The sequence below is a fragment of the Gemmata obscuriglobus genome (assembly GCF_008065095.1).
Taxonomy (GTDB): domain Bacteria; phylum Planctomycetota; class Planctomycetia; order Gemmatales; family Gemmataceae; genus Gemmata; species Gemmata obscuriglobus.
Window position 1 is genome coordinate 2,224,638 of sequence record NZ_CP042911.1, and the last position, 24,082, is coordinate 2,248,719.

A 24,082-nucleotide genomic window follows, 5' to 3' on the forward strand; every position below is an offset into this window, starting at 1 on the left:
GGAGAGACGCCGTAAGAGTATTGACGTTATCTTCTCTTGAATCCCTGCCCTCACACGCATCCGGCGGTGAGCCCTCATTTTTGAACGGCGCATGATCCCTCAGATCCAACCGACCGACCTGAAACGGGCACTGGACGCGAACATGCCTGTTGTGTTGCTCGACGTGCGCCAGCCGGACGAGCACGCGTTCTGCGCGCTGCCGAACAGCCTCTTCATTCCGTTGGGGGAACTGGCGGGGCGGGTGAAAGAGGTGCCGGCCGACGGGACGCCGGTGGTGGTGTACTGCCACCACGGCGTTCGGAGCCTGACCGGTGCGGCCATCCTCCGCGCCGCCGGCCTTGAAGCGCTCTCGCTGGCCGGTGGGATCGACCGCTGGTCGCTGTCGGTCGACCCTGCCGTGCCGCGCTACTGATCGCAGGAGCGGGCCGCTCGACTACACCGCTTCGGTGTTGCCCTCAGCAGCCTTTGCGGCGTCTTCGGCTTCTTTCATCCGGAGCATCGCGCGGTTGAACTGGGCCGCAATCGGGATGAACACCACAACGACAACGACCATTGCCCCGCCGAGCATCGCGAAGTAAGCGCTCGGCGAGAGGTGTTGGTAGAGGCGTGTGATCGGAGCGTTGATCAGCAGGTTGGCCAAGAATACGACCGCCAGCCAGCACCCGGTGACAAAGCTCTTCATCGTCTTCGGCGCGGCCACGAATGCCAACTCCAAACCGGTCACCGAGATCAGGATTTCGGCGACGGTGATGATCAGGTACGCGAGCACCTGCCACCACACCGTCACCCGCTCTTCCGGCTTAACCCAGCCGATCGATTCGAGTGTTGCCTTGTCACTGGAGTCCCGCTTGACGGCGGCGATATCCTGGTCCGATTTCAGCAGCGGCTCGGCCACTCCGCCCGCGGTTAAGTCGCCGGCATTCGGTACCGCACTCGTTACGAGGTGGCCGCCCGAAACGGTTAACACCTGACCGTTTTTCAGCGTGATCGTGCCGTTCGCGAAGCTCAGCTTCTTCTTGCCCTCGTCGAACGCGAAGTCGGTCGCCGACACCGGCACGTCGGTGCCCACTTTCGCGGTTCCGCTGACCTTGCTCAGGTCGCTGGCGTCGGCTTTTGGCAGCACTAACACTCCTTCGGCCGTGGTAACCTTTAGCATCTCCTGCTTGGCCCCGGCCAGGGACCCGGCGACGCTCATGATCGCCATGCTCAGGCCGGTGAGGATGAAGCCGAGGGCCAGCTTCTGAGTCGCCTTTATTCCCATACCCGCGCGGTCGAGGCTTTTGAACAACAACACGCTGATCGGTACCAGGATAATGATGAACAGCGCGTTGAAGCTTTGGATCGCGTCGGCCGGGGCCGGGATCCCGAACAGCGTGCAGTCCATGTAAGTGTCAGCGAAGAAGATCCAGGTGCTCGCGGACTGGTCGAAGATGGCCCAGAAGAACATGACGGTGAGGAACAACAGGCCGATGCGGCTGAGCGTTTCCATCTTCAACTTGAAGTCCGCCCGCTTCTCTTCCGGCGTGACCGCCTTGTAGACGACCGGCAGGCCGGTGATCGTTCGGCCGTCGGGCGGTTGTGTGCCGGGCGCCGTCACCACCTTGCGCTCGATGCGTTCCTTGCCGTAGAACCGCTTACCGAGCGCGAAAATGACCAGCGCCATCGCCATTAAACCGGCCGGAAATAGGAACGCGACTTGGTAACCGTACTTGTTCCGCAGCCACGGCATTGCCATCTGCGACAGCCATGCGCCGATGTTGATGGCCATGTAAAACCAACTGAACGCACTGGTTCTCAACTGGTCCTGGCCGGGCCGCTGCTGGTCGTACGTCAGGCCCATCAGGGTGGATATGTTCGGTTTGATCACCCCACTGCCCATCGCGAGCAGTACGAGTGACATGAACACGATGTACTTATCCTCCATGCCGACAAGGAACTGGGCCACCACATAGGGCACCGAGAACCCGACGATGGTCCAGTACTTGCCGAGGAAGTTGTCTGCGATGTACCCGCCGAGTAGCGGGAAGAAGTAGCAAGCCGCGATGAACAGTGACATGAACGTGCCGGCGTCTCCCTCGGCCACGCCCAACTTGTCGATCATGTACTTCGCAAGGATCGCCCGCATCCCGTAGTACGAGCACCGTTCGGCGAATTCGCCCCAGAAGAAGAACCAGAACCCCGGCGGGTGGCCCGTGGGTGCGTCGGGCGGGACGGAGGCGGATGGCACGGCTGATGACACGTCGGTTGGCCCTTGAGCGAAAGTTGCGGGGAATTGTGCGGAGAAGTGTAGCGATCTTACCCACCGCGCCCGCGTCCGGCACGCGAATTCTGCTGCCCGCTTGCTTGCGCGCCGCGACCGGGTACGATGTCCGCGTGCGGGCGCCGCAGCCTCCCTCCAACCTCACCCGCCGTGGCCCGCCGAATCCCGAGAGATCACACTTCATGTTCCGCTCACTCGCCGCCGTTGCCGCCGCTGCGCTCGTGGCCGTAGCAGTGGGGCCGCGCCCCCCGCTCGTCGGGGCCGAAGAGCCCAAGCTCCCGATGACGCTCGGCTCCATCGACCGCCGGGACGCCAAACTCGACGCCCTGATCCCGAAGGACGCCCGGATCGAGGTCCTCGCGGGCGGGTTCAAGTGGACCGAGGGGCCGGTGTGGGACAAGAAGGGCAACGCGCTTCTCTTCACCGACATCCCGAACAACCGCGTCGTCAAGTGGTCGGCGAAGGACGGGGTCAGTGACTTCCTCAAACCGAGCGGGTACACCGGGAAGGCCGAGTTCAAGGGCCAAGAACCCGGCGCCAACGGGCTGGCGTTCGATAAGGACGGGCACCTGATCCTGTGCCAGCACGGCGACCGCCGCATCGCCCGACTCAAGGACGGAAAGTTCGAGACGCTCGCGGACAAGTACATGGGCAAGCGGTTCAACAGCCCCAACGACCTCGTGCTCGCGAAGAACGGCGACATCTACTTCACCGACCCGCCCTACGGCCTCCCGGAGCAGGTGAAGGACCCGGCGAAGGAACTCGACTTCCAGGGCGTGTACCGGCTCTCGCCCAAGGGTGAGGTCACGCTGCTGACCAAGGAGATGACTCGCCCCAACGGGGTCGCGCTGGCGCCCGACGAGAAGACGCTGTATGTCGCCAACTCCGATCCCGATAAGGCCGTCTGGATGGCGTTCCCGATCGGCGCCGACGGCGCGCTCGGCAAAGGCAAGTTGCTCTACGACGCCACCGCGGACGTGAAGGCCGCGCCCAACAAGGGGCTGCCGGACGGCCTCAAGGTGGACGCGAAGGGGAACATCTTCGCCACCGCGGTCAACGGCGTGTACGTGTTCAGCCCCGAGGGGACGCTGCTGGGTCGGATTGTGACCAACGACAAGACCGCGAACTGCGGCTGGGGGGACGACGGGACCGTACTGTACCTCGCTACCAACGACAAACTCACCCGCGTGAAGACCATCACCAAAGGGCTGGGCTGGTGACAGCGGGGCTCCGTTGTCGAGTCAGTAGTTGTCGTCCGAGCCGCGGTCGCGATTTTGTGGCGGTCGAGAATCCCCGCCGCGATCCGCGGCGGGGATGGGCGGCATCATCCGACAAAAACGCCGCCCGGTAGGGCGGGGTCGAATGCGAGCCGGTCGAGCACCGCCGAATCGGATCGCAACGACTCGAACGTTTTCACCTGTGGACCGGCACCCGGCCCCGCGCCCGCGACCAGCACGGGGCCGTTTGCGGCCACCCGCACGCCGCCCGCGAATTCCGGGTCGAACGCGTAAAAACTGGCCCGCTCTTGCCCCCCGGAGAAGAGCTTTACGTGGGTCGCGCCGGCCGCCGAGCCGACGAACAGCCCGGCCGTGCCGGCCCCGATCGAAACGCCACCCCTGTACTCCGGTACGAACGCCAAGAAACTGGATGTCGTTTCACCGGTCGTGCCGTCGAACACCTTGATGTGCGAACTGCCCGTCGCGGTGCCGACGATGACATCTGCCCGGCCGCGGCCGGTCCAGTCGCCCGCCGCGACCGTGACCCCGCCGGTGAACCCGTCGAACGCGAGGAAGCTGCGCACCTCCGCACCCGTCACCGCGTCGAAGATTTTCACGTGCGAGCTTCCCGTGGCGGTGCCGACGATGATGTCGGCGCGGCCGTCGCCGTCGATGTCGCCGGCGGCGACGTAGAGCCCGCCGCGGTACGCGGGATCGAACGCGAGGAAGCTGCGGATGACGGCGCCGGTCGCGCCGTCGAACACCTTCACGTGCGGCGGGGCGCCGGGACCGGTGCCGGTGATGACGTCTTCGACCCCGTCGCCGTTGACGTCGCCGGTGGCGACCCGCACCCCGCCGCTGTACCCGTCGTAGGCCGCGATCTTGAACCGGACGGTGCCGTCCGTGTTGAGGACCGCCACCTGCGCCGGCGCTCCCGGCCCGGTACCGACTGCGATCGTTTGTACCGGCTGCGTGGCTCCGGTGCCGGTCGGATTGGGGTACTGGGGGGTGGGAATGGAGGGCGTGACAGAGAGGTAGGGAGGGACGCTCGTGTTCGGGACCGTACTTCCGACGAATACAGTGATCGTTCCCGCACTGTGGTTCAGAGCGAACAGCCAGCCGCCGGCCGCCACATCAAGATCGACGGTGCCGAAACCGGCGGACGCGAACAGGCTTTCCGCGCCGGTGGCTCCGTCTCGGACGAAGATGTCACCGGTGGCCGGCTTGGCGAAGAAGTAGTCACCGACGTACTGGGCGGGGAAGTACGGGGTCGCGGGGTTGTAGAACGTTCCGCCGCTGAGCGCGTGGGTCGGCCAACCGCCGATCGTAACGATGTCGGTAACTGCCGGCGCGGAGGCACCCGGGACCACTACGAGGTGCGGAGAGGTGAACACCGGGCGGGTGAAGTTGGGGAATGCACCCGGGTCAAAGTCGCCTTCGTTACCGGGCCATCCGTAGTTGGCTCCCGGCGCGCCTTCGTTCACCTCGTCGGACAGGTCGCCGCTGTCCGTGATGAAGAGCCGGCCGGTGCCGGGCTGAACCGCGACGGCGAGCGGGTTCTGTAACCCGAGTGCGTAGATCGCGCGGTTGTCGCCGGTGGCGGTTGCGTAGAACGGGTTGTCGGTCGGGACGGTGCCGTCCGGGTTGAGCCGTAACACCTTGCCGTTGAGGTTATTGAGCGTCTGGGCGTTGTTCCCGTCGCCGGCGTCGCCGGTGCCCACGTACAGCTTGCCGTCGGCACCGAACGCCAGTGCGCCGCCGTTGTGGTTCGGGGCCGATGCGATGTTGTCGAGGAGGACGGTTTCGTTGGTGCCGACGTTGCCGTTGGCGGTGAACCGGCTGACCCGGTTGACGGGCGTGGGGCCGGCGGTGGTGTAGTACGCGTAGACGAACCCGTTTGTCGTGAAGTTGGGATCGAGGGCCACGCCGATCAGCCCGCGCTCGCCGGCGGTGTCCACGCTCAGCGACACGAACGGGGTGTCGAGCAGGGCGTAGTCCTGGATCAGCGTGGTGTAGGGCAGAACGTAGTTCTGGACCACACGGAGCGTGCCGGCCTTTTCGGCCACGAAGATGCGGCCGTCCGGACTGGCCGCCATTGCGGTCGGCTGAACCAAGCCTGAAATTATGACCGAGGGGTTCGCGATGGTCGTGGGCGTGTAACGGGTCTCGAGTTGTTCACAGTGAAGGCGAGAACGGAAAGGTTGTCCGGTCACGGGGCTCCTTCCTCCGCAAGGTTAATACTCGCGTGAGCGTTGTGGATAGCTGCGCGAGTAGTATACCGACCAACTGCCGGTGCGTTCAACTGCGGCTGCGTGCCGAATCCGTGATGATTTATTCTGCTGCCTGAAGCAGCGTTGGACTTGAGGTGCGTGGGGGCGCTTGCCCGAAGGAGGTGGGCCGGTTGCGGTCGGTACGGTCGTGGTGTGGTTGTGTGGTCTTCAATCCGGGCGGCACGTCACCCCGAAGTGCTTGCCGAGACGATCGGCGACCTCGATCCCGACCCCGGCAAAGATGAAATTACCCGAGATGTTCGAATAGAACTCGAAGTACGTCTCGCACGGGAGTTCGTACCCGTTGTCGGGTGGGGTGTGCTCGAACGTGAAGTGGACGAACGCCTCGTCACCGTCCGCGATGCCGTACAGCGGGAAATTGCGTTCCGCGTTCGAGTGCCCCAGTCGCCGCTCGAGCGCGGCCGGGAAGTAGAAGAACACCCAGACCAAGTCCGGGCCGCGGTCGTCGATCTCGTACCGGGTTAGCCCGAGGTTGGTTCCCACCACGTGCTCGGCCGCGGCGCGGATGCGGTCGCGGTCGAGCACGTCCCAGGGCAGAGTGTAGTGCAACCCCCAGCTCACTTCTGCTCCGGGCGCAGTAGCGGGAACAGGATCACGTCGCGGATGGTCTGGGTGTTCGTGAGCAGCATCACCAGCCGGTCGATGCCGATGCCCAGGCCGCCGGCCGGCGGCATGCCGTGCCGCAGCGCGCGGATGAAGTCGTGATCCATCTTCGCCATTGAGTCGTCGTCACTCAGGCCCGCGAGCTGCTGCGAGAAGGTCTGCTCCTGCGTGATCGGGTCGTTCAGTTCGGTGTAGGCGTTTGCCAGCTCCATCCCGTGAACGTACAGCTCGAACCGCTCGGCGATGGCCGGGTTTTCCCGCTTGCGCTTCGTGAGGGGGCACAGAGGTGAAGGGTAATCGTACACGAACACCGGACCGACCAGCGCGTCCTCCACAAACTTCTCGAACAGTTCTTGAACGAGAACCACGTGCGCCTTGGGCGTAGTAATTTCACGGGGCGGTTGTGCATCTGCAGGGACAGTTTGGGCGACCTTCTTGTAAGCGAGATTAAGCTTCTCAGCGTAGTTTGTCGTCTTATCCTTCCCTTCCGTCGCAATATTTGCCGCCCGCGCCGCAGCGAGCACCGCGGCCTCGTCGGTCATGTCGCAGCCAACGTGTTCCTTGAACAGGTCGCCGTACTTGGCGCGCTGGAACGGCGGGTTGAAGTTCACCACCTTCTCGCCGAACCGCAGGTGCCGCTCGCCGTGCAGGTCGTACACGCGGTGGGGCACCGCGCGGGTCTTCTTCTCGCCCTTATCCTCGTACTCCTCGTCCAGGTTGACGGTCGCAGTCGGGCCGACTACGTCGACACACGCGACGATGAGCCCTTCGGTGAGGTCCATCATCGTCTGGTAGTCGCCGTACGACTGGTACAGCTCGAGCATCGTGAACTCGGGGTTGTGCTTCCGACTGATCCCCTCGTTCCGGAACACCCGCCCCAGCTCGTACACCTTCTCGATCCCGCCCACCAGCAACCGCTTCAGCGGCAACTCCAGGGCGATGCGCACGAACAGGTCAATGTCGAGCGCGTTGTGGTGCGTCTCGAACGGCCGCGCCGCGGCCCCGCCGGCGATGGCGTGCAGCGTCGGCGTTTCGACCTCCATGTACCCCTGAGCGTCGAGGTGGTTGCGGATGGTGCGGATGATCTTCACCCGCTGGTGCGCGCGGCGCAGCGTGTCGGGCGTGTAGACCATGTCGAGGTACCGGTGCCGGAGCCGGTACTCCTCGTCGCCCATCCCGTACACGTCCTTGGGGTGCGGCTCCAGGCTCTTCGTGAGGAACGTGAGCTTCTCGACCTGGATCGTGAGTTCGCCGGTCTTGGTGGTGCCGAACTCGCCGTCCACGCCGATGATGTCGCCCAGGTCGAGCAGTTGGGCGACCTGCCACTCGGTCTCGGTGAGCTTGTTGACCCGGACCATGAGCTGGACGCGGCCGGTCTGGTCCCAGATCTCGAACCACATGAGCTTGCCGCCGGTGCGCGCCCGCACCACCCGGCCGGCGGCGCGGACCTTCGGCCCGGACTTGGCGTCGTCGAACTTGTCGGCCGGGAGTTTCCGAATCTCGCCGATGGGCTGGGCGTTATCGAACCGGTGGCCCCACGGGTCGAGGCCGAGGGCCTCGATCTGTCGGAGCTTCTGGAGCCGCACTTCGGCGAGGTCGGTTGTTTCGTCCGCCACGGTAAATTCTTCCGTTTCCACGGTGTTGGGTGTTAAGAGCTTTTTAGTTACGGGTCGAATGCAAGGACACCCGAGAGGGGGCGAGCGTTCGCGGGTGGACCCGTTCCCGCGCCTCGTTGTCCGGAAGGGAAGGGCGGGTGAACGCGCGGGGGCGCCGTTTCGCAGCGCCGCGGTTTCGCGCGGCGCTGACCGGGCCGTGCGCGTACCCACACCGCGTCAACAACCGGACAAATGAGGCCACGGCGCCAGCGAAAGGTGAAGAAGAAGCCCGGGTGAAAATTCGCTCGCGCCATGACCGCCCCGGGCCGGGCCGCTACACTGTTCCGACGTTCGTTCCACCACGGAGACGGAACCCATGTCGAGCGACGCTTCCGCGTCCAACGCCGACGACAAGAAGTCCGACGAGCCGAAGAGCCTGCTGGAGAAGGCCGGGGCCGCGCTCCCGGTCGCCCTGACCGCGCTCGCCGCGGTGTTTGGGTCCATGTCCAACGGGGCACTCCAGGAAGCGATGTACTGGAAGTCGCAGGCGGCCCAGGACCAGGCGAAGTCCACCAGTCAGTGGTCGCTGGCCGGGTTCAAGCGGGACCGCTCGCTGATGATGCAGACCACCGCGGCGCAGCTCCGGGCCACCGCGGGTTACGCGCCCGCGAAGTTCGATGCGGCTCCCAAGGACGCGTCCGGCGCCGAAGGACAGAAGGCGCTCGCGTGGCTCACCGAGCGCGGCGAGAAGGGCGGGCCGCCGCCGGCCAAGCTGCCCGATATTGAGGACGAGCGGATCAAGGAGCTGCGCGACGCGATCGAGCACCGCGAACCGGAGCGAGATCAGCTCAAGAAGGCTGGCCGGGTGGACATCGCCAGGATCACCAAGACGATCGACGACGCCGAGCGGTACAAGGAGCAAACGGACAAGGAGTGGGCGCCGGTGGTCGCCGCGGCGGAGGCGTGGGTCCGGGCGCAACAGGTGTCCAAGCCCGACGCCGCGGACGCCGCGAAGCACGCGGCGACCGCGGCCCAGGCGGCCGGGTTCGAGCTGGAGCAGCGCCGGTACCGGACCGAGTCGCGGATCGAGCAGGGGATCGGGTTCCTGTACGAGATCCGCGTCAAGGTGAGCGCCGCGGAGAGCGACAAGCACCGCCGCAAGAGCGACGCGCTATCAATTGCAATGCTGGTGGCCCAGATCGGCGCCGTGGCGTCGTCGCTGGCGCTGGCCCGCAAGCAGAAGAGCGCGCTGTGGCTGTTCGCGGGGCTGATCGGGCTGGTCTCGGTCGGCGTGGGCGGGTACGCTCTGATCCCGCCCGCGCTGCTCCCGTTCTGACCGGGGTGGCGAGCGCCACGTGAGCGACCGCCATGACCGGCACTGACCGCCGACTCGCCGAACAGCTCTTCCACGACAAGCAGGCCGCGGAACGCGCCGACACGTTCCGCGGCGACGCCGGTTCGCTCCGGTTTAACACCGACGACTACCTCGATCACGAAACCTGGGTGCGTCCCGCGTTCGGATCGCTCGGCGATTTGCGCGGGAGACGGGCGCTCGATTACGGGTGCGGGCACGGGATGGCGGCGGTCACGCTCGCCCGCGCCGGCGCACATGTGACCGCGTTCGACCTTTCGCCGGGGTACGTGGCCGAGGCGCGCGCCCGGGCCGATGCGAACGGGGTCGTCGTCGAGTGCGTCACCGCCGACGGCGAAGAGCTGCCCTTCGAGACGGCATCCTTCGACGCGGTTTGGGGCAACGCGATCCTTCACCACCTCGACCTGGCGCGTGCCGGTGCCGAGCTGCGCCGGGTGCTGAAGCCGGGCGGGGTGGCGGTGTTCTGCGAGCCGTGGGGCGGGAACCCGCTGCTGGGGTTCGCCCGGCGGGCGCTGCCGTACCCGGGCAAGGACCGCACCCCGGACGAGCACCCGCTCACGCGCCGCGACCTGGACCCGCTGCGGCGCATCTTCCCGGCGATGAACGTTCGCGGGTTCCAACTCCTGGGCATGGTGCGGCGGGTGTGGAAGAACCGGCCGGCTCTCCGCCTCCTTGATGCGGTTGATGTGCGGCTGCTGCGGACTGTTCCGCCGCTCGAAAACTGGTGCCGGTATGTGGTGATCGTCCTGCGGGCCGGATAGACTGTCGGGGCCGTGCGGAATGTGCTGCTTGAGCTGCCCCGATGAGTGCGCCCGCGCCCCCCTCGCCGACCGCCAACGCGCCCGGAACATCGGGCAGCGCGCAGGCGGTTTTGGGCATTTTCTTGGCGGTGCTGCTCGGACTGCTCGCGTACCGCGGGTACGGCTCGCACTTCGGCGCGCGGCCCACCGAACCGGCCGTGGCCGCACCCGTTGATCTGAACGCCGCGGGCGAGGCGGAACTCGTGCAGGTGCCGGGCATCGGCTCGAAAACGGCCCAGTCGATCGTGCTTCACCGTCAAACGCATGGCCCGTTTCGGTCGGTGGAAGAGTTGCGGAACGTTCGTGGGATCGGAGCGCAGACGCTCGAAAAAGTGCGGCACCGGTTCCACACGGAGACGATTGCCACAGACCCGCTCGCGCCGCCGGAACCGCCCGCAACGATTACTCGTACCTCCTTCTCCTCACCACTTACATCGGACCCGCCGCCGCTTCCGCCACGACCGGTTGCCTCCACCGGCGCGAAAAAGCTTCAGCCGGGAGATCCGCCGATCGACGTGAACACTGCGTCGCCGGACGAACTCCAGCGCCTGCCGGGCGTCGGACCCGTAATGGCCCACGCGATCGTAACGGCTCGCGCGACGAAGCCGTTCGACAGCGTCAATGACCTCGACCGCGTGAAGGGGATCGGCGCGAAAACGCTCGACAAGTTGCGCCCGTTCGTGACCGTGAGGTGAGCCTATTCTTCCGCTGGGACCGCGGCCGTCCCGGCCGCCGGTAGTCCGATGGATGAGCTTGGCGAAGGAGCGCGTGGCGGCCTCAACCGTTGACCGAAAGCGGCCGAGACGGCCGCGGTCCCAGGGGCGTGTTCACTTCCCCGCCGCTTCTGTTTGTTTCTTCTTGCGCTCGGCGATCTCGTCCGCAAACAGCTTGCGCACCGTCTTCTTCGAGAAGAAGTCCACGACCCACGGGGCGAAGCGGTTCACCAGCACCAGCAGCTTCCCGCGGAAGGTGAGGGTCACGTCCAGGCTCCCGCGCGTGACGGCGTTCAGCGTCGCCGCGGCTACCTCTTCGCTCGTCATGCCGCGCATGTGGTCGAGTTGCATCTTGGCCTTCTGCTCCAACATGTTCTTCGAGAAGTTGGTTTGCGTCAGGCCGGGCGACACGACGATGACATCGACGCCGTCCTTCGCCAGTTCGGCGCGGATGGACTCGCTGAACCCCATCACCGCGAACTTGCTCGCGGAGTACAGCGACCGCGCCGGCAGTGCCCGCTTGCCCACCACCGACGAGATGTTCACGATCGCCGGGGTGGTCCCCTGCTTCAGCAGCGGTAGGAGTACGCGGGTCGTTTCGGTCAGCCCGAAGAAGTTGGTTTCAAAGATCTGACGCAGCACCTCGGGCTCCGAGTCCATGAAGTGGCCCGTCGCCCCGATGCCCGCGTTGTTGATGAGCACGTCCAGCCCGCCGAAGCTGTCGGTTGCGGCCTTCACCATCGCGGCGCGGTCGTCGGGCTTGGTGATGTCGGCGGCAACGGTCGCGATGGTGCCGCCCGCGGCCCGCACCTCGGTCGCGAGTTCGTCCAGAAGGGGTTGCGACCGCGCCGCCGCGAGCACCCGGCACCCGCGCTTCGCGGCCTCGGTCACCAGCGCCCGCCCGATGCCCTGCGACGCCCCGGTGACCAGCACACGCAGCCCGCTCAGATTCCGACGCGCCATGACATCCCCTCTGCGAACACTCCACGTTAGTTCTACGACAACGCACGGGAAGTCGCGCCGGCCGGTCCTAACATGATCTCGGTAAATACGGGGAGCTGAAATGGCTGTAACGGTTTTCTCGAACGCAACGCTCGTGCTGCCCGATCGCGTGTGGCCCGGCGCCACGCTGGCGGTTACCGACGGCCGCATTTCGGAGATCGACCAGGACTTGCACGTGGTTGACGCGATCGACCTCGGGGGAATGTACCTCGCGCCCGGGTTCGTGGAGCTTCACGTTCACGGCGGTGACGGCGCCGACTTCATGGACGGCACCGCCGAAGCGTTCCGGACCGTGTGCCGGTGCCACGCGCGCCACGGGACGACGAGCCTCACCCCGACGAGCACCGTCGCCACCGGCCCGCAGTACGACAAGTTCCTGAATCTGTGTGACGAACTGTACGGCGACGTTCTCGGCGGTGCCCGCATTGTGGGCAGCCACTTTTATGGCCCTTATTTCGCACGTCCGGCCCGCGGGTGTCACCCCGATCAGGAGTTCCTCGTTCCGAACGCCGATAACGCGGACCGGTTCACGAAGCTCGCGGCGAAAATGCCCCTGGTCGTCACCGTGGCGCCCGAGATCGAAAATGCGGAGTGGCTCGTTCGGACCTACGCCCCCCGCGGCGTGAAGTTCAACGCCGGGCACAGCCACGGCACGTTCTCCCAGGTGGAAGCGGCGGTGTCGTGGGGGGTGAAGCACGTCGACCACCTCTTCTGCGCGATGTCCGATCGCGCGCGGCTGCGGCAAACACAGGCGTTCCCGATGCGGGCCGGGGTGCTCGAAGCCACCCTGTACTTCGACCAGCTCACGACGGAAGTGATCGCCGACGGGAAGCACCTCGCACCCGAACTGCTGCGCCTCGCGTACAAGGCGAAGGGCGCGGACCGGCTCGCGCTGGTGACGGATTCGATGCGCGCGGTCGATATGCCCGACGGCGAATACTGGTTCGGCGCCGAAGGGAGCGGGGAGCGCGTCCGCAAGAAGGACGGTGTCGGCGTGACGCTCGACGGCACGGCGCTGGCGTCGTGCGTGATGGGTATGGATCACTGCCTGCGGACCATGCACTTCGCCGCCGGCGTTCCGCTCGTTGAAGCGGTCCGCATGGCGAGTCTGACACCCGCCCGCATCCTTGGGCTGGAGACCGAGATCGGCAGCCTGGAGGTCGGGAAGCGTGCGGACCTGGTCGTACTCGATCACGAACTGAACGTGCGGCAGGTGTATGTGGGCGGGGCGTCGATCGGTGGGTTTTAACGACCGGAACTCGCGGGCTCGCGCGGCGGAGCCCGGGTACAGGTGGAGGTTGCGAAACGCGGACCGCTGTTGTATTTAAGTGCCACGGCGTTCCGCCCGCGCTCGACGGAGCAAACACGTGCGACGTGACTTCCTGAAACTGTGCGGGCTGGCCGGGTTGGGGCTCGCGGTGCCCTTCCGGTCGCGCGAATCGCGCGCCGCGGGGAAGCCCACGGACGAGCCCTACCCGGGGCCGTTCTACGTCGTGTTTAACGCCTCCGGCGGGTGGGACACGACGTACCTGATGGACCCGAAAGGGGTCAACGGGATCAACCGGCTCTACAAGGACGGCGACATCCTCACGAAGGGCGCGCACAAGTACGCCCCCAACAAGGCGCACGCGAAAGGCGGCTTGTGTAACGAGGACTTCTACTCCGAGTTCGGCGCCGAGCTGCTCACGTTCAACGGGCTCGACTACTCGACCAACAACCACTCGCCCGGCGCCCGCTACATGGCGACGGGCAAACTCGACAGCACCGAGTATCCGACCTTTGCGGCGCTGGTCGCGGCGTGCCGCGGTCCGAACTGTCCGCTCGCGTTCCTGACGTTCGGCAACTACTCGGCGACCGGCAACCTTGTGGCGATGTCGCGGGTGCCGTACCTGCCGTCGCTCAAGAAGATCGCGCTGGCCGACGCGATGGACGGCAACGAGCGCTCGCCGTACCACGACAAATTCGCGCTCGACCGGATCGAAGAGGCGCTCCGCGAAACGAACGAGGCGGCGGGGGCCGCGCCACGGCTCCCCCGCGCCGAGCGCGCCGAAAACATGCTGTACGCGGCGCAGGTGAACTCCAAGGCGCTCCAGCGGGTGGCCCAGTACATTCCCGCGACCTCGCCCAAGGAGCGAATGGCGCAGCAGGTCGAGATCGCGCTCGCGTCGTTCAAGGCCGGGGTGTGCGTGTCCGCGAACCTGACCATCGGCCAGTTCGACAGCCACGCCAACAACGACGCCGACCAGATGAAGCTGATCCCGGAGTTCCTGGCGGGCGTCGCGTACCTAATGCGCCGGGCCGGCGAGCTGAAGATCCGCGAGCAGATCGTGGTGGTGGTTCAGAGCGAGATGGGCCGCACCCCCGACTACAACGCCGGCAACGGGAAGGATCACTGGTCGATCGGGTCCGCGCTCTTTTTGGGGCGCGGGATCAAAGGCAACCGCGTGGTCGGTGCGACCGACGCGAAGCAATTCGCGATGCCGCTCGCCCCTGCAACCTTGGCGCTCGACAAAGACAAGGGCATTAAGGTGCGGCCCGAGCACGTTCACCTCGCGCTGCGCGAGCTGGCGGGGATCACGGACCACCCGCTGAGCAAGAAGTTCCCGCTCGGGGTGCCCGAGAGGGAGAAGCTCCGCGGGCTCTGGACCGGCGCTTGAGTCGCCCGGACTGTCGGGGTACGCTTGGGCGTCGCCCCGACCTTTCCCGGATGCGATTTGATGACCCGCGCTGCGCTCGCTCTGCTCTTTCTGGTTGCATTCGGCCCGCCGGTGCGCGGGGCGGACGCCGCACCCCAGAAGCCCAACGTTTTACTGATCCTCGCCGACGATCTGGGCTTCTCGGATCTTGGGAGCTACGGCGGCGAGATCGACACGCCGAACCTCGACGCGCTCGCGAAGAACGGGCTGCGGTTCACGCAGTTCTACAACACCGCCCGGTGCTGGCCGACCCGCGGGTCGATCCTCACCGGCTATTACGCCCAGCAAATCCGTCGCGACACCGTGCCGGGCGTGCCCAGCGGCAATCAGGGCACACGCCCCGCGTGGGCGAACCTCTTGTCGGAACTGATCGCGCCGCACGGCTACGTCTCGTACCACTCCGGCAAATGGCACGTCGATGGTTTGCCCCTCAAGAACGGGTTCACACACTCGTACAGCCTCAACGACCACGACCGCCACTTCGCACCCAAGAAGCACACCGAGGACGACAAGCAACTCCCCGCGGCCGACCCGAAAGAGGGCTATTACTCCAGCACCGCGATTGCCGATTACGCGATCAAGCAACTGACCGGCCACTTCGAGAAGCACCCGACCAAGCCCTTTTTCGAGTTCGTCGCGTTCACGGCCCCGCACTTCCCGGTTCAGGCGCCCGCTGCGGACGTGGCGAAGTACCGGAAGAGGTACCTCGCCGGTTGGGACGAACGCCGTGAGGCACGCTGGAAACGCATGCAGGACCTCGGGCTGGGCGACACGCTCCCCCCGATCGAGCGCGACCTCGGCCCACCATACGCATTTCCAGAGGCGATCAAAAAACTCGGTCCGAATGAGCTGAATCGCCCGCTTGCGTGGAAAGACCTGACCGCCGAGCAGAAGGCGTTCCAGGCCGACAAGATGGCCGTTCACGCCGCAATGGTGGACCGGATGGATCGCGAGATCGGTCGCATCCTGGAGACGCTCAAGAAGGCGAAGCAGTTCGACAACACGCTGGTGGTGTTCCTCTCGGACAACGGCGCGAGCGCGGAAATCATGGTCCGCGGCGACGGCCACGACCCGCATGCCGAGTGCGGCACCGGGGCCACGTTCCTGAGCATCGGGCCGGGCTGGTCGAGCCTGTGCAACACGCCGTTCCGTCGGCACAAGACGTGGGTCCACGAGGGCGGCATCCACACACCACTCATTGCCCACTGGCCGAACGGGATTAACGCGAAGGGCGAACTGCGAGGTACCCCCGGGCACGTCGCGGACGTCGTTCCGACCGTGCTGGAACTGGCGGTCGGGAAACCCGTCACTTCCCCCACCAATAGCGCGCCGGACTTCGCGGGGCGCAGCCTGGTTCCCGCGTTCGTCAAAGACGGAACCGTGAAGCGGGACACGCTCTGGTGGCAGCACGAGGGCAACCGGGCGCTGCGCGTCGGTGACTTCAAAATCGTCGCCGCGGGCAAAGATGCCGAGTGGGAGCTGTACGACCTCAAGGCCGATCCGACCGAGACGAAGAACATTGCGAAAGAAAAGCCCGAGAAGGTGCGCGAACTGGCGGCTGCGTGGCAAAAGGAAGCCGAAACGTACTACGCCCTGGCGAAGAAGGACGCTGCACCGGCGAAGACCAACACCCCACCGGCGAAGAAGTCCAAGCAACCCAACGTGCTGTTCATTGCGGTGGACGACCTGAACCACTGGGTCGGGCACTTGGGGCGCAACAAGCAGACGAAGACGCCCAACATCGACCGCCTGGCGAAGATGGGTGTGACGTTCACGCACGCTTACTGCGCGGCCCCGGTGTGCAACCCGTCCCGGGCGGCGCTGATGTCAGGGCTGCGCCCGGGCAGCACCGGCGTGTACGACAACGGCCAGAACTGGCGGCCCGTGATCGGCAAGGAACTCACGCTCACCACGCAGTTCCTGAACGCGGGTTACAACGTGTACGGCACGGGCAAGATCTACCACGCTAACGTCCACCGCGACGGCGAGTGGACCGACTACTTCGTCGGCGGGAAGGAGAAGACCACCCCGCACCCCGACTCGAAGGACGACGGCGTCGGCGGGATCAAGTTCCGCTCGCTCACGGACGACTCGAAGCTGCCGGACGAGAGCATCGTGGACTACGGCATCAAGCAGCTTCAGGCGAAGCACGAGAAGCCGTTCTTCCTCGCCGTGGGGTTGCACAAGCCGCACATGCCCTGGAACGTGCCGAAGAAGTATTACGACCTGTTCCCACTCGATCAGATCGAGCTTCCGCCCACCCAGAAGGACGACCTGAAGGACGTGCCCGCGGGCGGTCTGAAGATGGCGAAGCCCGACGGCGACCACGCGACGATGGTGAAGTCCGGGCGCTGGAAGGAGGCGGTGCAGGCATACCTCGCGACCATCGCGTACTGCGACGCGCAGATCGGCCTGCTGCTCGACGCCTACGACAAGTCGTCCGCCAAGGAGGACACGATCATCGTCTTCTGGGGCGATCACGGGTGGCACCTGGGCGAGAAGGAGCACTGGCGCAAGTTCGCGCTGTGGGAAGAGGCCACGCGGATGCCGTACATCTGGGTCGTACCTGGGATGACGACACCCGGCGGCGTGTGCGACCGCACCGTGGACCTGATGAGCGTGTACCCGACGCTCTGCGGGATCTGCGGCATCGCGCGACCCAAGCACGTCGAGGGTGAAGACCTTTTGCCGCTACTGCGCGACCCGCGGGCGAAGTGGGACCGCCCCGCGGTCACCACCTTCCACCTCAACAACCACGCGGTGCGCACGGACCGCTGGCGGTACATCCGGTACGCGGACGGCGGCGAGGAACTGTACGACCACACGAAGGACCCATACGAGTGGGTCAACCTCGCCGGTGATGCGAAGTTCGCCGACGCGAAGAAGGAACTGACGAAGCTCCTCCCAACGACGAACAAGCCCGAGCTTCCGCGCAATAAGGAGTGAGGCTAGCGCGCGTTGACCGGCACATGAATCCGAAGAGTTGTTTCGGGCGAGGCGTAAGTACGGTACGCGGGCCAGGAAGAGCTTTTGACAGGATGAACAGGATTGAGCGGGTAAGAACTACTGAAAACAATTGCCCTGTTGGTTTAGGGTTTTGATCCTGTTAATCCTGTTAACTTGCAGGGTTTGCGATCGGATCGCGAGTTCTCGAACGGGGCTCGAACCGGTGGTTGAGACGGAGACCACCTTCGAGTAAGCTGACTGACAAAGCCCAAACCGTTACCGGAATAGCCCGTGGGTAAAACCCGCAAAAAAACGGAAGCTCTTGAGCAGAACCCATTCGAGGTGCCCCTCTACACTTCGTGGGATGCGGCACGTTATCTTCGCGTGCCGCTCTGGTCCGTCGCCGCACTCTCGGGCCGGTTCCGCGAATGGTTGGAGCCAGAGCTTTTCCATCACCGGTTCTGGCACGGGCGGTCACCTCCAGATGTGTTCGACGACGACCTTTCGCCCGCCGATTTCCCGGAAACAAGTCAGCGGATTACCTTTGCCTCACTGGCCCGAATGTTCGTTCGGGCCGGGGTGTTGTGCATTCTGGCAGACGGGCCGAGAACAGAATCCGAACGGACAATGTGGCCGGAACCGCACCGCACGGTCATCCGGTGGCTGGAAGACACCGGGCACGCCCCGCTTTCGTTCGGCGAAGGTTCCGCTGAGGAGCAGGTGGAACAACTCGTGGGGTCGCTCGTTCGGCGGCTGGACGAGCGGCGAGGGGCGCTCATCCGTAAACACTTGGCCGTCCGGCTGACGCGTGTTGAGGTGAAGGACGGGCGCCCGACCCGCATTTTCCCGTTGTCGCGGTCTGATGATGAGGACTCGCCCCAGATCATTGTCCTCGACCCGCTGATCCGTTTCGGGCGGCCGACATTGGTCGCCCGGGGAGTACCAACGGACACCCTGTTCGAGCGATTCCAGGCCGGCGATGCGCCTTCAGAACTGGCTGAGGATTACAGCGTTCCGGAGGACGAGATCCATGAGGCGATCCGGTTCGAGTCCGGCCCGTTCGGTCCCCCAATCCCCTTCTACGGGTGGTAGGAGCGAGTGGTGGCCGATCGCCCAACTTTTTATGTGGACATCTGCTTGGGAAAGGCGGTGGCTGCGGCGCTGAGAGCGGCCGGGGCCACCGTAGAAATTCACACGGACAACTTCGCGCAAGACGTTGAAGACACGACCTGGATTCCGCGAGTCGCTGCCAAGGGCTGGGTGATCCTCACGAAGGACAAGAACATCCGACGCCGGCACGGAGAGCGTGAGGCAACGTTACTGTCCGCGGCTCGAATGTTCACGCTCAGCTCGGGCAGCATGCGTGGAGCGGTTATGGCCGAGATTTTTGTGAGTCAGCTCGACGCGATGGAACAATTAGCGACTGCGCTGGCCCCGCCGTTTCTTGCCGTCGTTACTCAAGACGGGATCGAGATCGTTTATCCGCGCCTCGCGCCGACCAACGAAGACGATAGCTGAGTGAGCGATGCGGCTGCTCGGAGCATTTCTCTGACAAAACCTACAACTCCCCTCCACTCAACGTAACTTGCGGCATAGCACCCCCACTTGGTGATATGCTTGAATCGTAGGAGCGCGTCGGAAAGTGACCGAATGGGAAAGACAATCGACCGGATCGGGGAAGCGAGGACGCCGGAACGGCCTCAACCCAATTCGTGCAGCGTCCCGAGTGTGAGCCACTGCGTCACGTCGCCCCAGCCCGTCGTGTGCCGGAAATCCTGCGGTACCGCACATCCGTCCCGGCGCCTCGGCCGTCTTCTGAGTGTCCGGTTCCACTTTCCGGGAGGCTCTTATGGCGGCGCGGTGGGCGATGGTCGTGGCGGCGGTGGCGTTCGGCGGGTGGGGGCGGGCGGACGAGCCGAAGAAGGCCGAGGACGTGAAGACCGCGGTGGTCGGTAAGTGGGAGACGGCGGACAAGGACCGGGTGCCGCTAGAGATCCGCGCGGACGGGACGATCGGGGTGCCGTTCCGCTCGGAGAACGGGAAGTGGGTGATGGCGGACGGGACGTACACGGTCGACGCGGCCGGAAAGGTCACCTACAAGGCCGCGAGCGGCGGGTCGACCCTTGGTGGGTGGTACCAGTACAAGGACGGCGGGCTCGTGTCGGCGATGGGGCCGAAGAACCGGGTGACGTGGAAGCGGGTGGAGAAGAAGTAGTCCGTAGACGGATGGATCGTTCCCTCCGGCCGCGATCGCCGAGGTGAATGGGCGACACCTCGTTAATCGTGGCCGGTTCTTTTTGCGCGCTCACTTCCCGGCCTTGATGTCCTTGCGGTCGACGGCGCTGCTCCACGCCGTCTGTGACTTCGCCTTGGGGTTCTCGGACCACCTCAGCCCGACCCGCACTTCGCGCCACCCGTCGGCGGGCACGTGTGCTTCGAACGTCACCGTTCCCTTGGCCGGGATCGACACCGGGCCAACTCCGGTTTTGCACCACCCGGGTTGATGAGACTTCCACTCCTTCTCGTCGCGCAACTGTATTTGGTACAGCGGACAGATTTGCCCGTCGGGAATCTTCGGTTGAAACGAGTCGGCGGTATACCCGAAGTAGGGCATCGGATCGGCGTTCGGGTTGGTTACCTCGAACGTCAGACGATACCGCTCACCGACACGTTCCGTTCCGATAAGTTTGAAGATCGGGGCGGACGGCGGGACGGGGTCGGCGGCGACGAGCAAAGCGGCGAGCGTAAAGAGCATGGGTGACCCTTTGAAGGGACAGGCGACACCCTCCCGACGAGTCCGCCCGAGGTTCGGATTTTATGACGTTACAGTTTTAGTTGGATGTATGGCCGGTCGTTCGGTTTTGGGAAGCTGTGGCCGAGCCTGGCCGGCACGCGATCTGGTACCGGTGCGGTACCAGATCGCGTGCCGGCCTCCACAACCGCCGGAGCGGGTTCGATTCCCGCCGTCGGGGGCGGGTCGTAAAATGCCAACTCACGCGCCCACCGGACACCGAAGACCGATGAACCCGAAGCCGACCATTCTCGACCGCATCGTCGAAACCAAGCGCCGCGAGGTCGAGACCGCGAGAGCGGCCGTGCCGGAGGGCGAACTCGCGCGCCGGGCCGACGACGCGGCCCCGACTCGCGACTTCAAAAGCGCGATCCGGCGCCTCGGGATGATTACCCTCATCGCGGAGGTGAAGAAGGCGTCGCCGTCCGCGGGTGTGATCCGGGCCGACTTCGATCCGGTGCGCATCGCCACCACCTACGAAGAACACGGCGCCGCCGCGATCAGCGTTCTCACCGATGTGGAATACTTCCAGGGCAGCCTTGAGTATCTCACCGCCGTGAAGGCCGCGGTGAAGTGCCCGGTGCTGCGGAAGGACTTCATCATCGACCGTTACCAACTGCTCGAAGCTCGGTGCGCGGGCGCGGATGCGGTGCTGTTGATCGCGGAGTGCCTGCCGGGGAATCAACTTGCGCAGCTTCAGAAGGAAGCCGTTGCGCTCGGGTTGCACACGCTGGTCGAACTGCACGACGCGGATCAGGTGTCGCGGGTGATCGACTCGGGCGCCGCGATCATCGGCATCAACAACCGCGACCTGCGCACGTTCGAGACGCGCCTGGAACACACCCTCGACCTGTTGACGCAAATCCCGGTGGACCGCGTCGTGGTGAGCGAGAGCGGCATCAAGACGCACGCCGATCTGGTACGCCTGGGGGCTGCCGGGGCGCGGGCGGTGCTGGTGGGCGAGTCGCTGATGCGCGCCAGCGACATCGGCGCGGCACTCGACGCTCTGCGGGGCGGGACGGCGGGCTGATCCCGGCTGTTTCCAATGCTCGTGGCCGCACAGGTACGCCGACCTGTGCGGCCTGAAGTGAACGGCCGCGGCGGGCGCACGAACGTGTGTCGTCCTACGGACCGTCCGAAGTCTCATCCCACCGTGCAACTCGCCACGCACACCAACCCCACAACGCAAGTAGCACGTACGTGTCGAGCGGCGAGCGGATCCCCGTGTTGACTTTCACCTGCGGGGTGCTCAGGGTCGTCGCGTCGGCTGCGGGGGATGCGAAGAAGCCCACCCCCACCGTCGCATTCAGGTCCAGTCCGCTCAACGAGTTCTCGATCAGGTACAACAGCGCCAACGCCGTCAGCGGGAACGAGTTCACGTACCCCAGCATTCGCGCACCGAACATCGCGGGTTCCCTGCCCGCAGAGGGTAACCCGCGGCTGTCGGGTGGGAGTGGCGGCTCGCTTGGGGCCGGCGTGATCTCGAACGTGGACGTGCGGAAGTGACGCCGCGGGTCGGCGAGCAGCAGCACCAGCGGCACCGCGGACAGCAGCACGTCGTAGTACATGAAGTGGAAGCACGTCAGGTACGCGCCCAGGAACAGCATCCCGGCGCTCAGTCCGGTCAGCTTCGTGCGGTCGCCGCGGCGCAGATAAACGAGTACCGTGCCCCCGAACACCACGCCCCACAAGCCCCACGCTAGCCTGTTCGTTAGTGGCTTGTCGCGCTCCTTTTCGGGTAAGGTGAAGTCGTGCAGGATGCGCCGGGGGATGCCTTGGAGGTCGCGGCTCAGGTGAATCCAGTTTTCGTTCACCTTGTAGAGTTCGGTCGCCTCCTTGCCCACTTCCAGCCAGTCGAACCAACTGTGCAACCCGACGAACGGGAGCGTCAGCGCGCCGAGTGCCGCCCCGGTCAGCACCATCGCGGCGCAGAACCGCCACTGCCGCAGCAGCAGGGGGACGAGGAAGAACGCCAGCCCCCACACCGGCTTGAACGCGAACAGCCCCCACACCATCCCGCCCGCCACCGGGCGCCCGCGGGTCGCCAGCACCCAGCCCCACAGCACAATGCAGAGCGACAGCGCCGGGTTCTGTCCCAGGTCGACGGCCCCGCGCGTGCCGGGGAACAGCAGCAGCCCCAGGGTCGCGGCCGACCACCAGATGCGGCCGCGGGTGAGCAGATTCACGGCCAACCCGGCCGCGAACACCACGAGGACACTGAACCCCTGGAGCACCCGATACGCGCGCTGCGGGTCATCGATCAGCCCGAGCGGGGCGTAGAAGAGCGCGTGGACCGGCGGGTACAGGGGGCCGCCGATCGACGGCTTCTGGACCGTCGTTACGAGTTCGCTCGTGGCCTGCGCGTCGGCGTGCGCCGCGAGCGCGACCCCGGTGAACTGGTCGCCGCACGGCACTGGCAGCGGTGCCACACCGGCCCCGCCCGAGATCCGCCACTCGCGCACGGGGTCGTTGTCGGTCCCCATGAACCAACCCATCAGGTTGTCGGCGTCGTGCGCGAAGTGCTCCCCCGGGCGGGGCGCGGTGATGAGGTAGTGATCGGTCCGCGGGCCGACCCGCTGAAGCGGGGTTTCGGCCCGTTCGGGGTAGCCCTCGCGCAACACTTCCCACTGGCGCTGGCGGTGGTACAACTCCTGACCGTGCCCGGTGACGAGCATCCGGCCCATGAGCCACTGGCCGCCGAAGTCGATCTGCGCGTGTCCGCCGTTACCGTCGCCCCGGTGCCGCTCGGTCGGCAGCAGGGGGGAGTCGTCGAACCACGTGTACGCGCGGTACGCGATGACGCCGGCGGACACGAGCGCCGCGAGCCACAGCAGCCCGGAAACGGCCCGCGGCGTGCCGAGCCACGCCCAGAACCGCGCCGGGATGACGTAATCGGGAGCGGGCGGGGGGGAGGAGAGGTTCACGCGGTCGGCCACTCGCCGGTGAACACTTCGGTGGCCGGACCGGTCATGTAGACGCAGTTGTCGGTTTCCGACCACTCCAGTTCCAGGTCGCCGCCGGGCAGGTGCGCGAGCAGCTTGCGGCCGGTCCGGTGGGTCAGCACCCCGGCGACACACACCGAACACGCCCCGGTGCCGCACGCGAGCGTGACGCCGCTCCCGCGCTCCCACGTGCGCATCGTGACCTCGTTGGGCGAATGGACCTGAACGAAGTGGACGTTGATCCGGCGCGGGAACTCCGGCGCGTGTTCCAGCTTGGGGCCGACCTGCTCGAGTTCGACCTTCGCGACGTCGTCGCAGTAAATCACGGCGTGCGGGTTCCCCATGGACACGCACGTCACCTCCCACGGCGTGGGGGCGGCGCACACCAGCTTCGCGTTCACCGGCGGGGCGCCCGGGAGCGTCGTCGGGATCTTCGCGCTCTCCAGAATCGGCTCGCCCATGTTCACGCGCACGCGCTCGGCCTTGCCGGCTCGTACTTCGAGGTCGAGGGTGAGCACCCCGCGCCCGGTTTCGATCTTCAGACGCGGCTTCGTCGCGATGCCGCGGTCGTGGACGAACTTCGCCACGCACCGGACCCCGTTGCCGCACATCTCGGACTCGGACCCGTCCGCGTTGAACATCCGCATCCGGGCGTCGGCTTTTTCGCTCGGGCAGATCAGGATGAGGCCGTCGGACCCGATACCGAAGTGCCGGTCGCTGACCGCCCGCGCGAGCGCGGCGGGGTCGGCGGGGGGCTTCTGGCGCACGCAATCGACGTACACGTAGTCGTTGCCGAGGCCGTGCATCTTCGTGAACTGCATACCGCGCGTTCTCCCGTGGATTTCAACAATTGT

20 protein-coding genes are annotated in these 24,082 nt (G+C 65.8%); 12 read left to right on the top strand and 8 right to left on the bottom strand.

The genetic code is table 11. The features are described from left to right. The first annotated feature begins 91 nt into the window (after positions 1-91). Complete coding sequence (locus GobsT_RS09400; protein WP_010044168.1) at positions 92-412, top strand: rhodanese-like domain-containing protein; 321 nt, start codon at positions 92-94, stop codon at positions 410-412. 21 nt (positions 413-433) lie between these two features. On the opposite strand, the gene GobsT_RS09405 is transcribed toward GobsT_RS09400, so the two are convergent. Then, positions 434-2,227 (bottom strand): POT-type proton-dependent oligopeptide transporter, encoded by a 1,794-nt coding sequence (locus GobsT_RS09405; RefSeq protein WP_010044167.1) that lies wholly within the window; start codon positions 2,225-2,227, stop codon positions 434-436. A 215-nt stretch (positions 2,228-2,442) separates the two neighbouring features. Between GobsT_RS09405 and GobsT_RS09410 the strand changes: the two genes are divergently transcribed. Then, entirely contained in the window at positions 2,443-3,480 is a 1,038-nt protein-coding gene (locus tag GobsT_RS09410) for an SMP-30/gluconolactonase/LRE family protein (protein WP_010044166.1), read from the top strand. Between the two features lie 104 nt (positions 3,481-3,584). On the opposite strand, the gene GobsT_RS09415 is transcribed toward GobsT_RS09410, so the two are convergent. The 3 genes from GobsT_RS09415 to lysS all read right to left on the bottom strand — a co-directional run bounded on the left by GobsT_RS09415 (position 3,585) and on the right by lysS (position 7,987). Then, positions 3,585-5,573, bottom strand: a complete 1,989-nt coding sequence (locus GobsT_RS09415; RefSeq protein WP_109571181.1) for a PQQ-dependent sugar dehydrogenase — start codon at positions 5,571-5,573, stop codon at positions 3,585-3,587. A 342-nt stretch (positions 5,574-5,915) separates the two neighbouring features. After that, positions 5,916-6,329: a hypothetical protein gene (locus tag GobsT_RS09420; protein ID WP_010050408.1), complete on the bottom strand. Its 414-nt coding sequence runs from the start codon at positions 6,327-6,329 to the stop codon at positions 5,916-5,918. Further along, a complete protein-coding gene (gene lysS, locus GobsT_RS09425; protein WP_010050411.1) occupies positions 6,326-7,987 on the bottom strand; it encodes a lysine--tRNA ligase in 1,662 nt (553 codons plus the stop codon). Before lysS ends, GobsT_RS09420 begins: the two co-directional genes overlap by 4 nt. 355 nt (positions 7,988-8,342) lie before the next feature. Here lysS and GobsT_RS09430 point away from each other — a divergent pair, with 355 nt between their 5' ends. The 3 genes from GobsT_RS09430 to GobsT_RS09440 are packed head-to-tail and all read left to right on the top strand — an operon-like array spanning position 8,343 to position 10,833. Then, positions 8,343-9,302, top strand: a complete 960-nt coding sequence (locus tag GobsT_RS09430; RefSeq protein WP_010050413.1) for a hypothetical protein — start codon at positions 8,343-8,345, stop codon at positions 9,300-9,302. A 32-nt stretch (positions 9,303-9,334) separates the two neighbouring features. Further along, positions 9,335-10,099, top strand: coding sequence for a class I SAM-dependent methyltransferase (locus tag GobsT_RS09435; protein WP_010050415.1), 765 nt, complete (start codon positions 9,335-9,337; stop codon positions 10,097-10,099). A gap of 41 nt (positions 10,100-10,140) precedes the next feature. Continuing rightward, positions 10,141-10,833 (top strand): ComEA family DNA-binding protein, encoded by a 693-nt coding sequence (locus tag GobsT_RS09440; protein WP_010050417.1) that lies wholly within the window; start codon positions 10,141-10,143, stop codon positions 10,831-10,833. 132 nt (positions 10,834-10,965) lie between these two features. On the opposite strand, the gene GobsT_RS09445 is transcribed toward GobsT_RS09440, so the two are convergent. Next, the gene (locus GobsT_RS09445) at positions 10,966-11,814 is read right to left on the bottom strand and encodes an SDR family oxidoreductase (protein ID WP_010048164.1); all 849 of its coding nucleotides are present in this window, start codon (positions 11,812-11,814) and stop codon (positions 10,966-10,968) included. A gap of 100 nt (positions 11,815-11,914) precedes the next feature. Here GobsT_RS09445 and GobsT_RS09450 point away from each other — a divergent pair, with 100 nt between their 5' ends. From GobsT_RS09450 to GobsT_RS09475, 6 genes are all read left to right on the top strand, one after another. Beyond that, positions 11,915-13,102 (top strand): N-acetylglucosamine-6-phosphate deacetylase, encoded by a 1,188-nt coding sequence (locus GobsT_RS09450; RefSeq protein ID WP_010048163.1) that lies wholly within the window; start codon positions 11,915-11,917, stop codon positions 13,100-13,102. 118 nt (positions 13,103-13,220) lie between these two features. Continuing rightward, a complete protein-coding gene (locus GobsT_RS09455; protein ID WP_010048162.1) occupies positions 13,221-14,510 on the top strand; it encodes a DUF1501 domain-containing protein in 1,290 nt (429 codons plus the stop codon). Between the two features lie 60 nt (positions 14,511-14,570). Beyond that, complete coding sequence (locus GobsT_RS38710) at positions 14,571-17,495, top strand: sulfatase-like hydrolase/transferase (protein ID WP_010048161.1); 2,925 nt, start codon at positions 14,571-14,573, stop codon at positions 17,493-17,495. 291 nt (positions 17,496-17,786) lie between these two features. Beyond that, positions 17,787-18,587 carry a DUF433 domain-containing protein gene (locus GobsT_RS09465; protein ID WP_109571180.1) on the top strand — a complete coding sequence of 267 codons (801 nt, stop codon included), beginning with the start codon at positions 17,787-17,789 and terminating at the stop codon, positions 18,585-18,587. 9 nt (positions 18,588-18,596) lie between these two features. Continuing rightward, positions 18,597-19,013 (top strand): PIN-like domain-containing protein, encoded by a 417-nt coding sequence (locus GobsT_RS09470; RefSeq protein WP_010048158.1) that lies wholly within the window; start codon positions 18,597-18,599, stop codon positions 19,011-19,013. 331 nt (positions 19,014-19,344) lie between these two features. Continuing rightward, positions 19,345-19,710, top strand: coding sequence for a TIGR03066 family protein (locus GobsT_RS09475; protein ID WP_010048157.1), 366 nt, complete (start codon positions 19,345-19,347; stop codon positions 19,708-19,710). 90 nt (positions 19,711-19,800) lie between these two features. Here GobsT_RS09475 and GobsT_RS09480 read toward each other — a convergent pair whose 3' ends face one another. Further along, complete coding sequence (locus tag GobsT_RS09480; RefSeq protein WP_010048156.1) at positions 19,801-20,250, bottom strand: hypothetical protein; 450 nt, start codon at positions 20,248-20,250, stop codon at positions 19,801-19,803. Between the two features lie 265 nt (positions 20,251-20,515). Between GobsT_RS09480 and trpC the strand changes: the two genes are divergently transcribed. Further along, positions 20,516-21,316: an indole-3-glycerol phosphate synthase TrpC gene (trpC, locus tag GobsT_RS09485; RefSeq protein ID WP_010046434.1), complete on the top strand. Its 801-nt coding sequence runs from the start codon at positions 20,516-20,518 to the stop codon at positions 21,314-21,316. A gap of 94 nt (positions 21,317-21,410) precedes the next feature. Here the strand turns inward: trpC and GobsT_RS09490 are convergent, their stop codons facing one another. Together GobsT_RS09490 and dapF are read right to left on the bottom strand one after the other, a co-directional pair. Continuing rightward, a complete protein-coding gene (locus tag GobsT_RS09490; protein WP_148087677.1) occupies positions 21,411-23,210 on the bottom strand; it encodes a glycosyltransferase family 87 protein in 1,800 nt (599 codons plus the stop codon). Beyond that, complete coding sequence (gene dapF / locus GobsT_RS09495) at positions 23,207-24,049, bottom strand: diaminopimelate epimerase (protein ID WP_010046429.1); 843 nt, start codon at positions 24,047-24,049, stop codon at positions 23,207-23,209. Before dapF ends, GobsT_RS09490 begins: the two co-directional genes overlap by 4 nt. Positions 24,050-24,082 lie beyond the last annotated feature (33 nt).

Coding starts and splice junctions, on each gene's coding strand:
- GobsT_RS09415 (WP_109571181.1), bottom strand. CDS start 5,573: ATGGCGGCCAGTCCGGACGGCCGCATCTTCGTGGCCGAAAAGGCCGGC.
- GobsT_RS09450 (WP_010048163.1), top strand. CDS start 11,915: ATGGCTGTAACGGTTTTCTCGAACGCAACGCTCGTGCTGCCCGATCGC.
- GobsT_RS09445 (WP_010048164.1), bottom strand. CDS start 11,814: ATGGCGCGTCGGAATCTGAGCGGGCTGCGTGTGCTGGTCACCGGGGCG.
- GobsT_RS09430 (WP_010050413.1), top strand. CDS start 8,343: ATGTCGAGCGACGCTTCCGCGTCCAACGCCGACGACAAGAAGTCCGAC.
- dapF (WP_010046429.1), bottom strand. CDS start 24,049: ATGCAGTTCACGAAGATGCACGGCCTCGGCAACGACTACGTGTACGTC.
- GobsT_RS09400 (WP_010044168.1), top strand. CDS start 92: ATGATCCCTCAGATCCAACCGACCGACCTGAAACGGGCACTGGACGCG.
- GobsT_RS09435 (WP_010050415.1), top strand. CDS start 9,335: ATGACCGGCACTGACCGCCGACTCGCCGAACAGCTCTTCCACGACAAG.
- GobsT_RS09440 (WP_010050417.1), top strand. CDS start 10,141: ATGAGTGCGCCCGCGCCCCCCTCGCCGACCGCCAACGCGCCCGGAACA.
- GobsT_RS38710 (WP_010048161.1), top strand. CDS start 14,571: ATGACCCGCGCTGCGCTCGCTCTGCTCTTTCTGGTTGCATTCGGCCCG.
- GobsT_RS09480 (WP_010048156.1), bottom strand. CDS start 20,250: ATGCTCTTTACGCTCGCCGCTTTGCTCGTCGCCGCCGACCCCGTCCCG.
- GobsT_RS09410 (WP_010044166.1), top strand. CDS start 2,443: ATGTTCCGCTCACTCGCCGCCGTTGCCGCCGCTGCGCTCGTGGCCGTA.
- trpC (WP_010046434.1), top strand. CDS start 20,516: ATGAACCCGAAGCCGACCATTCTCGACCGCATCGTCGAAACCAAGCGC.
- GobsT_RS09475 (WP_010048157.1), top strand. CDS start 19,345: ATGGCGGCGCGGTGGGCGATGGTCGTGGCGGCGGTGGCGTTCGGCGGG.